This window comes from Vibrio sp. 10N.222.51.C5, from assembly GCF_041474575.1.
Lineage (GTDB): Bacteria > Pseudomonadota > Gammaproteobacteria > Enterobacterales > Vibrionaceae > Vibrio > Vibrio crassostreae_C.
In genome coordinates this window covers 1-12,881 of record NZ_JBFRUJ010000099.1, presented here as the reverse complement: position 1 = coordinate 12,881, position 12,881 = coordinate 1, and the positions used below count along the sequence as shown (strand labels likewise).

Sequence of the window (12,881 nt, the reverse complement as noted above, 5' to 3'; positions counted from 1 at the left end):
CGTATTTTAGGACGAGACAAGTTAAACTATCCCTGACCTAACCTTTCGAAAGGTTAGGGTCTAGTGGGCTCACGTAACCAGACGGTTTAAGAGCCAACACATCACAGTTAATCTTATCGATAACATGTTCCGCGGTATTACCAATAAACACGGCAGACAAGCCAGTACGACCCGTTGTACCCAGAATCACCATCGCAGCGTTATTTTCAGAAGCGACGCGAGGAATAACATCTTCTGGCAAGCCTTGTTCAACCACAGTTTGTTCTTCACACATACCGTGCTTCTGGCGCAATGCTTTCATTGCCGTTAAGTGATGGCCACGAACCGCATCGGTATAAGACGTTGGATCAAACTCTGGCAGTTCAATGGTAATATTCGCAGGTGTCACAGGGTAGGCATTCACCAAGAACGGTTCCGCATCCAAACGACCGGTGATCTCTAGCAATCTGTCGACCATCGTATCGTTAAGCTCTAAATGAGCTTCTGTTTCAGAACCTACATGAACTGAAGCAAAAATCTTCGCGTGATCTGGCCAGAAATCGTTTTTAACCAATAGCACTGGGCTAGGGCACTTTCTCAACAGATGCCAATCGGTTGGAGTGAAGATGACAGATTCCAAAGTATCGTGTTTACGCGTACCTTTGATTAAGATGTCGTGCTCACCACTGTAAACCTCGGCAATGATCGCTTCGTATGGGCGGTTATGCCAAACCACTTGTACATTAAATTCAATAGAATCATCTAGGTAAGGTTCTGCGACTTTATTCATCCAAATTTCGCGTTGATGAATTACGCCTTTGCGCATTGCGTCTCTTTCATCGATAGAGAGCATAGATGTCATTTCATACGAGAAGTCGTATATCGACAAAAAGAAAGTGATGTGGCTTGTTGAGGTGCTTTTCTTAGCAAGTTGGATAGCACGAAATAGAGCAGGCTGCTCATCGTGATTAATGTCTGCGACAACTAAAATTTTGTTATAGATACTCATAACTAAGCCTACTTTTCAGACCGAACATATAAATAATGTAGCGTAGTTATGGAGAGATTAAGAGAAATATAAGAGGTTTTAAGAGAGAAACATGATGTAGCTCATTATTGAACTACATCATTGATATCTAGACTATTCTTTTGAAACGCCAGCAAGTTCCATCAACGCATCGTGATCTTCGATAGTGATATATTTGCCTTTAACGCTCAAGATGTCTGCTTTTTGGAAACGACCTAGAAGACGGCTGATTGTTTCAACAGTCAAACCAAGGTAGTTACCAATATCACCACGAGTCATCGTTAGGCGGAACTCACGCGGGCTGAAGCCACGTTGAGAGAAGCGAGTAGAAAGGTTGTAAAGGAATGCAGCAAGGCGCTCTTCCGCGTTCTTCTTAGAAAGAAGCAGAATCATTTCTTGGTCACCTTTAATCTCATTACTCATCAGGCGCATAATTTGCTGACGCAATTTAGGCATTTTTCCTGATAGGTCATCAAGAATCTCATATGGGATTTCACATACCATAGAAGTTTCTAGCGCTTGTGCGAAACTAGGGTGTTGGTCACCAGTAATCGCATCGAAGCCAACAAGATCGCCCGCTAGGTGGAACGCAGTAATCTGCTCATCACCTTGCTCAGTAATCGTGTAGCTCTTGATCGTTCCAGAGCGAATAGCATATAGAGATTTAAGCTCGTCACCGGCTTTAAATAACTCTTGGCCTTTTTGAATAGGCTTTTTTCTCTCAATGATCTGATCAAGTTGATCGAGTTCAGATTCATTCAAAGTAAACGGAATACAGAGCTGGCTAATACTACAATCCTGGCAATGGATCGCACAGCCACCAGACTGAACACGTTTCGTCACAGGCTTTTCAGAAATCATAACAATCTTTCACTATTTGATATACGTCAATATTTTAGCATTCCTTTATCCAGTTGGGTAGTAAAAAAACCGGATTTAAAGAATGGCTATACGGTATAAATAATGAGCTGTAGTGCCATATAACCGGTATAGAAACCGTAAATGAGGATTAAAATTGCGCCTAGTTGGCGAAATAAGTCAGCTTGTTGCAGTTTCTTGAGGAAATTAGCACCCATACCAACCGTCAGCATCGCTGGGAGCGTCCCTAAACCGAAAGCAAGCATAATACCTGCACCGTTGTACCAACTTCCTGATACGGCCGCCCACGTAAGCATTGAGTAAACTAAGCCACATGGTAGCCAACCCCAAATAAAGCCAAACGGCAAAGCGTGGCTAGGGTGCTTCAAGGGTAGAAATGATTTACCTAAAGGAGAGATATAACGCCATAGCTTCTGTCCGACTTTTTCAAAGAACAACAAGCCGAACCACCATTTACCGATATACAAACCTAAGACGATCATGAAGCCAGCAGCAAATAATCGCAGCCAACCTAGCAGAGCGTTAAAATCGCTTAGCTGACCTATCGAAGAGATTGCACCGCCAATCACACCGCCAATCACGGCATAACTTAGCAAGCGCCCTAGGTTATAAAGTAGGGGAATAACAGGGGAAGGTTTACTGTTGCCAATCGAAAGAAGCGACGCAATACCACCACACATTCCCATGCAGTGACCTGCGCCGATCAATCCAACAACAAAGGCTCCGATCCAATCAGGCGTCATCGTTCTTTTTGTCTACGTTAGTTTGGCTCTCGCCGTTAGCTTTCTCATTCTTGACAGGTTTGCTATCAGAATGGTTGTGAGCCTTTTCGTCTTCATCAAACAGAATGTTGTGACCTTGACGTTCTAGGTCTTCAAACTGTTCGCTCTTCACCGCCCATAGAAAAATACCAACAGCGATGCACACCAGAACAATCGCAATGGGGATCAGAATGTATAAACTTTCCATTATTTACCTTGCTCTTTTAAAAGCCTTAACGAGTTAGACACAACAATAATAGAGCTGGCAGACATGCCCACAACGGCAATGTATGGAGCAACCAAACCCGCAACGGCCAATGGAAGGATGAGTAGGTTGTATCCCAATGACCATGCTAGGTTTTCACGAATTATCTTACGCGTTTTTAACGCCAAAGTACGCGACTTAAGTAATCTATCAAGCTTATCACCCAACAACACCATATCCGCAGAGGCTTTCGCCACATCCGTACCGCCGCCCATAGCGACAGAAAGGTGAGCACCCGCAAGAATAGGGGCATCGTTTATCCCATCGCCAACCATCATAGTAATGTCACTTGCATCTCGAGAGTTCAAGTAAGCAAGTTTATCTTCAGGTTTCGCGTTAGCAACAATATCAGTAATACCGATCTCTTCAGCAACAGGCTTCGCATTGATCAAAGAATCGCCAGTAAGTAGAGTTGTTTTGATGCCCGCTTCTTTAAATTGCTTAATAAACTCGATGCTTTCTTTACGAATGGGATCTTCATAAGTGAACGTCGCGATATGACGGCCCGCCATCGACAAGTAAATGCCGTTGCTTTCCGATGGTTGAGCTTCGCCTAGAATGAATTCGCTACTACCAATCGCAACTTCTTGGCAGTTCCACTCACCAGTGATGCCTGAACCAATTACGTTATTGACAGACTCTACTTCGATATCATCTGAAATATGAGTCTTAAACGCTTTAGCGATAGGGTGGTTAGCGTGTTGTTCCAGGCTCGCCGCTACTTTGAGACAAGTGTCTTTATCAAGTTCAGCGAAGGTTTCAACTTGGCTGATACGAATATCACCCTCAGTCAATGTACCTGTTTTATCGATGATCAAGTGATTTACTTTGCACAAGGTTTCGAATACGTGGCCTTTGCGCAGCAAAATACCGAAGTTACCCATGCGAGACGTTGAGCAAGTAATCGCCGTCGGTGTTGCAAGTGACAGAGCACAAGGGCACGTTGCGACCAATACCGAAAGCATGATCCAGAAAGCGTCTTCTGGTCGTGTTTGGTGCCAGTAAAACCAAGTACCGAATGAGATGATTAAGATCACCGCAACAAAGTATCGAGCCACAACATCAGCAATTTCTGCAATGCGGGGTTTAGACAGTTGTGCTTCATCTTGCAGGCGAACGATATTGGAAATCACCGAATCCGCTTTTGATGTCATCACTTCCAGTTCAAACGACTCATCACCATTCAATGTACCAGCGTAGACAGTATCGCCTTCGTTTTTGACCACATGGATAGATTCGCCAGTCAGCATCGATTCATCGATATGAACTCTGCCAGACAATACTTTGCCATCGGCAGGAATGTGCTCACCCGGTAGAACGCGAATTTGGTCGCCAACTTTTAAGGTTTTGACTGGAACTTGTTCGCCATCTAACGTTGTTGCCATAGCAGGAACGAGCTTAAGCAGGTTACCACTAGCAGCGGCGGCTTTACGACGAGCGCGCATTTCAAGGAAACGACCAAGCAGTAGGAAGAAGGTAAACATCGAGATAGATTCGAAGAATACTTCACCTTTCTCTGTCACCGTTGCGACCAAACTTGCAACGTAGGCAAACAAAAGAGCGATCGACACAGGTACATCCATACCCAATGTTCGACCTTTGAGGCTACGCCACGCGTTGATATAGAAAGGCAATGCAGAGTAGAGCAGAACCGGTGTTGCAAAGATTAAGCTCACCCAACGGAAGTAGCTTTTGAATTCGGGCTCAAGGTTACCGAAGACTTCAAGATACAACGCCACAGCCAGCATCATGACCTGCATGGTTGCTAAACCAGCAATACCAAGACGATAGAGATAATTCTTCATCGATCGATGATAGGCGGCTTCTTGTTGATCAGCCTCAAAAGGTGCGGCTTTGTAGCCTAAGGTATGGATTGCAGACAACAGCTCGCTCAGTTTCGTCTGAGTGTTGTCCCAACTGAGCAGGGCGCGGTTAGTCGTGGTATTAACACGAATACTAACAACCCCTAACTTTGAAGAGACTTGCTTTTCAATAAGCCAAGCACAAGCAGCACAAGAGACACCTTCTAGTGACAATGTCACTTCAGAGGTGTTTTCAGAGTTACGGACGAACTCCAATTGAACATCTTCGTTGTCGTAATGACTGAGTGCCAGAAGTTGCTCTGGCACGAGATCCGCTTTTTCAGCTGGAGCGGTACGATATTGGTAGTAAGAGACCAGACCGCTATCAACGATTGTCTGGGCTACGGTTTCGCAACCCGGACAACACATAGGTCGCACCGATCCTAAGATTTCTACTTTAAAATCCGTTTCCGCTGGTACATCTTCACCGCAGTGATAACAGGATTCACACATAAGATTTAGTTCGTTAGTTGAGTAGGAGTATCAATAGGGAAGTTCATGCGACCTTGCACTAACCATTCAGAATCATGCGGAGAAAGCTCGATAAACCATGGACCTTGCATTTCATGATCCAGAGTCAACGTGTAGTTGCCTCTCGCATCAGCGGTCAGTAGCTGAGTAAAATCACGGTCAGGCAGCGTTCGGTGTACGAACATTGCGCTAATAGCAGGGAAGTGGTCTAGCTTGCCTTTGTCGAGAGTAATGATAACTGAGTTACCTTTCTCGCTAACTGAAGCTGATAAGCCAAGCTCTTTAGCAACATTTACTTTCGAAATGTCGACATTAATACCTTTACCTTTTTTATAGTAATCTTCAGTGACAACGTTAACTGAATGGTTGGTAAGTATCGCGACTCGAACCAATGTTAGCATAGAAACGCCAACGGTTAGGAAGATCAAAAACCACGGCCAAAACTGCTTATACCAAGGTTGTTCCATATTATTATTCTCAATATATACAATGAAATAAAACTAATTTTTACAAACACTTAAGGTTATAACTGTAAAAGAAAGACAGCCCCTTAAGAAGGGGCTGTTATTATTATGTTACTCTTTATCTGAGTTGCTGAGGCTCCAGACGTAGGCAGAGACGAGCTGAACCTTATCCTCACCGAGGATGTCCTTCCAAGCCGGCATTACACCAGAACGTCCGTACATGACTGTTTCCGTCACATCAGCGCGAGAATCGCCGAATAGCCAGTCGCGGTCAGTCAGGTCAGGGGCGCCAACAGCAGGGTTACCCTTACCATCAGTACCGTGACACGCTGCACACACTACAAAGCGAGCTTTACCAGCCTCTGCTTCACGTGCGTTTACGCTACGACCAGAAAGGCTAAGCGTGTAGCTAACTACTTCTTTTACGCCTTCTTCGCCAAGAGCGTCTTTCCAACCTGGCATTTGACCGACACGACCATGCATGATGGTAGTAACGATAGCTTGTGGTTCACCACCATATAACCATGCGTCATCAGTTAGGTTCGGGAAACCTTTCTGACCACGTGCATCAGAGCCGTGACACTGAGAACAGTTTTGTAGGAACAAACGTTGGCCCACTTTGATTGCATCAGCATCTGATGCAATGTCAGGGACGGAACGTAGACCATTTTCGTCGTGAGCTAGCTTTCTAAATGCTTCACCAAAGTAGGTGTCTGCATCATCAAGCTCTTTCGCGTATGCGTCTAACTGTTTGTTTGCTTGCGCAGCAGCGATTGCAGAGCGAGACTCTTCTACGCTACGAACTGTTTGGTTTGAACTCGTCCAACCTAGTAGACCTTTAAAGTTGCCAAGGCCTGGGTATAGAGCTAGATAAACAGCTGCAAACACAATTGTGCTAACGAAAAGGTATGTCCACCATTTAGGTAGCGGGTTATTAAGCTCACGAATACCATCGTATTCATGGCCCATATCCTGACCTTCTTCTACACCTGTTTTATCGTTGGAACACCAACGAAGTAAGGCTGCACAGCCAATCAATGTACCGATTGTGATTACTGTTACCCAAATACTCCAGAATGTACTCATTACTTCGTCACTCCTTGATTTTTATCTTTCGCAGGTGCTTCATCAGCGAACACTAGGTTTGCATCTTCGTCGAAGCGCGACTTACGATTTTTACCGAAAGCCCACCAAACGATGCCGATGAAACAAGCAAAAACAGTAACAGTCCAAACACTTTGAAATGTAATAATGTCCATAATTATTCCTTATTTCATTGCGTGGCCAAGCGATTGAAGGTAAGCGATGATTGCATCCATCTCTGTTTTTCCTTCAACATCTTGTTTAGCGTTAGCAATTTGTTCGTCTGTGTAAGGAACACCAAATTGATTACGGAAGATTTCAAGCTTCTGTTTAGTCAATTTGCCATCAAGTACATTCTCAGCAAGCCATGGGAAACCAGGCATGTTTGATTCAGGAACAAGTTCGCGAGGGTCGATAAGGTGAACGCGGTGCCACTCATCAGAGTAACGATCACCAACACGCGCTAAATCAGGACCAGTACGCTTAGAACCCCATAGGAATGGGTGTTCCCAAACGCTTTCGCCAGCTACAGAGTAGTGACCGTAACGTTCAGTTTCAGAGCGGAAAGGACGAATCATTTGGCTGTGACATACGTTACAACCTTCGCGAATGTAGATATCACGACCTTCCATTTCCAGAGCAGAGTAAACACGTAGATTTTCTACAGGTTCAGTAGTCTGCTTTTGGAAAATAAGTGGGGTAATTTCTACTAAAGCACCAAAACTGATAGCAATAACGATAAGAATCGCTAGTAGGCCAACATTCTTCTCTACCAACTCATGGCGATTATTTGAATTTGAGCTCATTCTAAATCTCCTTAAGCCGGTTGAGGGATAGCTTTAAGGCTATCTTTAGGTGCAGAAACAGTTTTGTACGTGTTGTATGCCATTAAGAACATACCAGATAGGAAGATGAAACCACCTAAGAAACGTACAAAGTAGAACGGGTAAGACGCTTCTACAGATTCAACGAAGCTGTAAGTTAATGTACCGTCAGAGTTAACTGCACGCCACATCAGACCTTGCATCACGCCAGAGATCCACATTGCTACAATGTAGAAAACCGTACCAATCGTTGCTAACCAGAAGTGAACATTGATTAGGGATACAGAGTACATACGCTCTTGACCAAATAGTTTAGGAACTAAGTGGTAAACCGAACCGATAGAAACCATTGCAACCCAACCTAACGCACCAGAGTGAACGTGACCGATAGTCCAGTCCGTGTAGTGAGATAGTGCGTTAACCGTTTTGATTGCCATCATTGGGCCTTCGAAAGTCGACATGCCGTAGAATGATAGAGAAACGATTAGGAAACGTAGGATTGGGTCGTAGCGAAGCTTATGCCACGCACCAGATAGAGTCATAATACCGTTGATCATGCCACCCCAAGATGGAGCAAACAGAACCAAAGACATAACCATACCTAGAGATTGAGTCCAGTCAGGAAGTGCAGTGTAGTGTAGGTGGTGAGGACCAGCCCAGATATACAGAGACACGAGAGCCCAGAAGTGAACAATCGACAAACGGTAAGAGTAAACAGGGCGACCAGCTTGTTTAGGAACGAAGTAGTACATCATGCCTAGGAAACCAGCTGTCAATAGGAAGCCTACCGCATTGTGTCCGTACCACCATTGCACCATTGCATCGATCGCTCCGGAATAAATCGAGTACGATTTAAACGCAGAGACAGGAACAGCTAGGCTGTTAACGATGTGCAACACGGCAACCGTGATAATGAAGGCTCCGAAGAACCAGTTTGCTACGTAAATGTGCGATGTCTTACGTTTAATCATGGTTCCGAAGAACACGACCGCATAAGCTACCCACACAAGAGTAATAGCAATATCGATTGGCCATTCAAGTTCTGCGTATTCTTTACCAGAGGTTAAACCTAACGGTAAAGTAATTGCAGCGGACAGGATAATCGCTTGCCAACCCCAAAAGGTAAAGGCTACGAGAGGGCCACCAAAGAGACGCGTCTGACAGGTACGTTGTACAACATAATATGATGTTGCAAACAGCGCACTTGTACCGAACGCAAAAATAACCGCATTAGTATGCAGGGGACGTAAACGACTGTACGTCAACCACGGCGTATCAAAGTTTAGCTGTGGCCAAACTAATTGAGCGGCAATCAAAACACCAACGCCCATACCGACAATACCCCACAAAATTGTAACTAGGGTAAATTGACGGACGACCGTATAGTTGTAGTTTTGTTCAAGCTGCTTTTCTTGGCTCATTTGCATGCTTCCAATTTCTTATTTACTACACTTTACTTCCAACACGACTCACGTCGTAATGCCACCCAAATTAGAAAAGGAAATTCAGCCTATTCAGGGCTTTATTTCCACTTGCTGATTTTAAAAAAAAGTGGCATTTTCAACGCGACACTATACTTGAATTAACAAATCAATGACAGAGTAGTAACCTTACGCTTGGTCTGGAATTGGATTTTTATTTAAAAACTTTGAACTTTGTAACAAGGAGTAAAGATTATAATGGCGGCACAAAAGCTAACAAAAGGCAGGCTTGTTCAAATTATCGTCATGTTGGTTATTTTAATAGCTGCATTTACTTGGAGAACAGTAACATACGATAATAACGAAACAGTAAACTGTATAGTTTCAAAACCTTGTAAATTTGGTATTGATAATCATAATGTTTCAGTTTCAAGCAATAACCTAGGGTATTCGATCGAAACATCTAAAACTGGCAAATTTATCATTAGCTATAATGAAAGCGGAATTCTGGAAGAAAAAGGACCATCAAATTGGCTGTTACAAACTAGTGATAAGACCTCCTCAATAACGGTTACATTTCCACAACAGGTGAGCACGTTTTCTGTAAACCTTTCTAAGGAGTAACAGAGAGAAACTGGGGCACACCTCGGTTCTTTTGATAGAAACATGTACCAAATCAGTGAAACACAATGCATTAAAGTGTTATAAAGAGAGCATTAATAAAGTTACCCAGAATCTATGAAATTTCTATCAAAAGTCTCTTACTCCCTAGACGATAAAATCGCAGTAGATGAGTTGCTCAGCGGGGTGGAAAACCCTGACGATATTGCTTGTCTTATTTGCTACTGCACAGAAGAGTATTCGACACTCGCTGTGCAGAGATATTTCGTAGATGCTCTCCCGAACACTCCCATACATGGCTGTACTACTTGTCACGGCATTATGACCGAAACTGGTTTTCATTCTGGTCCAGTCATTGGCGTCCTCATTATTTATGACTCGGGGATCAACGCCTATGGTACGGGAATCGAACATTTCAGCGACTCCATAGACCGCAGTACCTTCAGCGCGATAGACAAAGCACTCAAGAACGCCAACCGAGAAGGTGAAATTCCTGATCTTATCTTGCTGCATTCCACACCGGGTAACGAAGAAAAGGTGATGGCGGCTATCGATAAGAAATTTGGTACTGAAGTGCCAATTATTGGTGGCAGTGCTGCAGACAACCAGGTTTCCGGAAATTGGAGTATCTTCACCGAAGAGTCGCTGTCTATAAATGGTGTGTCTTTAACGGTAGTGTTTGCGTCTCAGTCCATCTATTCCTCTTTCAGCGCGGGTCATACGCCTACGCGGTATTCAGGCACCGTGACCAAAGTAAGAAACCGAATTTTGTTGGAGATAGACCACAGGCCAGCCGTCACCGTTTACAACGAATGGACTAATTTCCACTTAGATGGCAGTGATGATGGCTACATATTCGAAAAGTCGTCAGTCTACCCATTAGGCAGGAAAGTCGGCTCTTCTTACGATTACCCATATTTCAAATTGTCTCATTCGATCAGAGAGACGGAGTGTAATGGGATTGAGCTGTTCACAGACATCAGTGAAGGCGACACCATCTACCTGATGCAAGGGTCTAAGCAGCAGTTGATTAGCCGCGCCGCGAATATCATTCACTCCTCATACTACAACGACATGGATCTTGAAGAGAAACTAGGGGCGATCAATATCTTTTGTGCAGGCTCAATGTTGAACCTTAAACAAGATATGGATGAGGTTTGTGACCAAATAAATCAAGCACTTAATGGGCTCCCATACATATGTCCATTTACGTTTGGTGAACAAGGCAGGCTCTCTGGTGGCGAGAATGCACACGGGAATTTAATGGTATCGTCTGCAACGTTTTATAGGTTGAAAAAGTAATGGGTTCTGAAGGTCAAGAAGCGCTGCAAGAAGCACGTATTGAACTGCAAAAACTAAAAGCCCGTGAGCGAAAGCTGGCTGAAGAGAACAGGGTGATCTTATCAACCATCTCTGCGATCAGTAAGGCAAGTAACATATCTGAGATATTCTCCAGTCTCGAGTTCGTGCTCAAAAAATACATTAAGTTTGATGACTTTATCGTGGTATCAAGGGTAGGGAACGAAGGCAGTTTCAAAACCCTGCTAAGCAATAACAAAGTCTTCGAACAGATGAATTGGAGTGATTGTGGCAAGTTATCTCGAGTGATCAATGGAGAATGCGCCATCCTTTTTGAACCCAAGTCTCTGGGTGAATTCAATTCCTTACATCCCATTATCCTCGATCAAATCAACTCTGTTCTAATTACTGGTATCGATAGCGGACTAACACAATCCGTCATCATCTTTATCCACTCGAATACCAAGCACTTTAGTATTGAAACTAAGGCCACACTAAACCGTTTTCGACCGTTGATAGAGCGTGCTGTTTTCGATATTGAGAACAAAGAAAAGCTTGAAGCAACCGTTCGAGAACGTACCGCAGAGCTTGTCACAGCAAGAAAAGACGCAGAAAGAGCCAACAAGGCCAAGTCTGAATTCCTCGCGATGATGAGTCATGAATTAAGAACACCGCTAAATGCCATAATTGGCCTAATAGACGCCCTAAAATCCACATCATTGAACGAAGAACAACAGTCTATACTGCTTAATATGAGCACATCATCTGAGCTATTGCTGGCAATTATCAGTGACGTATTGGATTTTTCTAAGATTGAATCTGGGTGTTTCTCGTTGGCTCCTCGATGGAGCAACGTAAGAGACACTGTAACTTTTGTATTATCTGAACAAAAGAAGACAGCAGACGATAAAGGTTTGCCGCTAACAGTAACTAGCGATATCCCTGAAGGTGAACTTCATTACATCGACCCAAGTCGCTTGGCACAGATCCTATTTAATTTGATCGGTAACGCGATTAAGTTCACTGAGCGTGGGCATGTCCATGTTTCTATAAAGTACCAGCAGAGCTCTTTCTATATAACGGTGGAAGACACAGGGATTGGCATTAGCTCGCAACAACTTTCGTCGCTGTTCAGTCCATTTGTGCAAGCTGATAGCACAATCACACGTAGATTTGGTGGCACAGGTTTAGGCTTGGCCATCACTAAAAGACTGGTTGAACTGATGCGCGGGCGCATATCGGTAAAGAGTGAGCCTGGAAAAGGCTCCAAATTCGAAGTACAGTTGCCAGTGCTTACTAGAGTTACGAATAATCTGGCTAACAAAGAAGACGAATCTTCACGAGAGTTAAGAAGCCGTTATTCAGTGTTAGTTGTCGAAGACAATCCAACGAATCAAATGGTGATAAAGTTAATCCTTACAAGACAAGGCCACGAGGTTTTCATCGCAAGTAATGGTGAAGAAGCGATTGGCTTTATTGAAAGAGGCAACGAATCAATAGACATTATCTTAATGGATGTGTCGATGCCGGTCATGGATGGATTAACCACAACCAAATACATGAGAGACGCAAACATCAAAACACCAATCGTTGCGCTAACAGCACACACATCAGTAGAAGACAAATGTTCGTGCTTAGATGTCGGCATGAATGATTTCGTGACCAAGCCAGTAAGAACTAAAGAGATCACAGAAGCAATTGATCGATTAATGCTTGAAGTCTAATAAACGTATTCTTAATCGAAGATTAGGAAATATGTTTATTAGGTATTTTATGGTAAATAGCCTTACTGTTAAATAGAACATCGATTTGGTAGATAAACAAGAGGCAGGGCATCGCACAAAGATACCTGCCTTATAAATACCAAACACCATTTAACATAATATACATAATACGCACCAAAAATGTTAGAGCAATTTAGTAAT

The 12,881-nt window shown here is 43.6% G+C and carries 13 protein-coding genes; 3 read left to right on the top strand and 10 right to left on the bottom strand.

Annotated features, from left to right (window positions below):
• Window positions 1–37 precede the first annotated feature (37 nt).
• From uspE to ccoN, 10 genes are all read right to left on the bottom strand, one after another.
• The gene (gene uspE, locus AB4558_RS21670; RefSeq protein ID WP_017066876.1) at window positions 38–988 is read right to left on the bottom strand and encodes a universal stress protein UspE; all 951 of its coding nucleotides are present in this window, start codon (window positions 986–988) and stop codon (window positions 38–40) included.
• A 132-nt stretch (window positions 989–1,120) separates the two neighbouring features.
• Complete coding sequence (locus AB4558_RS21665; RefSeq protein ID WP_017059637.1) at window positions 1,121–1,867, bottom strand: FNR family transcription factor; 747 nt, start codon at window positions 1,865–1,867, stop codon at window positions 1,121–1,123.
• 86 nt (window positions 1,868–1,953) lie between these two features.
• Window positions 1,954–2,628: a sulfite exporter TauE/SafE family protein gene (locus tag AB4558_RS21660; protein ID WP_017070548.1), complete on the bottom strand. Its 675-nt coding sequence runs from the start codon at window positions 2,626–2,628 to the stop codon at window positions 1,954–1,956.
• A complete protein-coding gene (ccoS, locus tag AB4558_RS21655) occupies window positions 2,618–2,854 on the bottom strand; it encodes a cbb3-type cytochrome oxidase assembly protein CcoS (RefSeq protein WP_017070549.1) in 237 nt (78 codons plus the stop codon). The genes AB4558_RS21660 and ccoS overlap by 11 nt, the downstream gene beginning before the upstream one ends.
• Window positions 2,854–5,226, bottom strand: coding sequence for a heavy metal translocating P-type ATPase metal-binding domain-containing protein (locus tag AB4558_RS21650; protein ID WP_136982177.1), 2,373 nt, complete (start codon window positions 5,224–5,226; stop codon window positions 2,854–2,856). The genes ccoS and AB4558_RS21650 overlap by 1 nt, the downstream gene beginning before the upstream one ends.
• A 5-nt stretch (window positions 5,227–5,231) precedes the next feature.
• Window positions 5,232–5,711 carry a FixH family protein gene (locus tag AB4558_RS21645; protein WP_017059641.1) on the bottom strand — a complete coding sequence of 160 codons (480 nt, stop codon included), beginning with the start codon at window positions 5,709–5,711 and terminating at the stop codon, window positions 5,232–5,234.
• Between the two features lie 108 nt (window positions 5,712–5,819).
• A complete protein-coding gene (ccoP, locus tag AB4558_RS21640; RefSeq protein ID WP_017063857.1) occupies window positions 5,820–6,794 on the bottom strand; it encodes a cytochrome-c oxidase, cbb3-type subunit III in 975 nt (324 codons plus the stop codon).
• Entirely contained in the window at window positions 6,794–6,967 is a 174-nt protein-coding gene (locus tag AB4558_RS21635) for a CcoQ/FixQ family Cbb3-type cytochrome c oxidase assembly chaperone (protein ID WP_004733679.1), read from the bottom strand. The genes ccoP and AB4558_RS21635 overlap by 1 nt, the downstream gene beginning before the upstream one ends.
• A 9-nt stretch (window positions 6,968–6,976) precedes the next feature.
• Window positions 6,977–7,597 carry a cytochrome-c oxidase, cbb3-type subunit II gene (gene ccoO / locus AB4558_RS21630; protein WP_017059643.1) on the bottom strand — a complete coding sequence of 207 codons (621 nt, stop codon included), beginning with the start codon at window positions 7,595–7,597 and terminating at the stop codon, window positions 6,977–6,979.
• An 11-nt stretch (window positions 7,598–7,608) separates the two neighbouring features.
• Window positions 7,609–9,042, bottom strand: a complete 1,434-nt coding sequence (gene ccoN / locus AB4558_RS21625; RefSeq protein WP_009846707.1) for a cytochrome-c oxidase, cbb3-type subunit I — start codon at window positions 9,040–9,042, stop codon at window positions 7,609–7,611.
• A gap of 252 nt (window positions 9,043–9,294) precedes the next feature.
• Between ccoN and AB4558_RS21620 the strand changes: the two genes are divergently transcribed.
• From AB4558_RS21620 to AB4558_RS21610, 3 genes are all read left to right on the top strand, one after another.
• Window positions 9,295–9,660 carry a hypothetical protein gene (locus AB4558_RS21620; RefSeq protein ID WP_017059645.1) on the top strand — a complete coding sequence of 122 codons (366 nt, stop codon included), beginning with the start codon at window positions 9,295–9,297 and terminating at the stop codon, window positions 9,658–9,660.
• Between the two features lie 114 nt (window positions 9,661–9,774).
• Window positions 9,775–10,959, top strand: coding sequence for an FIST signal transduction protein (locus AB4558_RS21615; RefSeq protein WP_017070551.1), 1,185 nt, complete (start codon window positions 9,775–9,777; stop codon window positions 10,957–10,959).
• A complete protein-coding gene (locus AB4558_RS21610; RefSeq protein ID WP_017070552.1) occupies window positions 10,959–12,680 on the top strand; it encodes an ATP-binding protein in 1,722 nt (573 codons plus the stop codon). The genes AB4558_RS21615 and AB4558_RS21610 overlap by 1 nt, the downstream gene beginning before the upstream one ends.
• The last annotated feature ends 201 nt before the right edge of the window (window positions 12,681–12,881 follow it).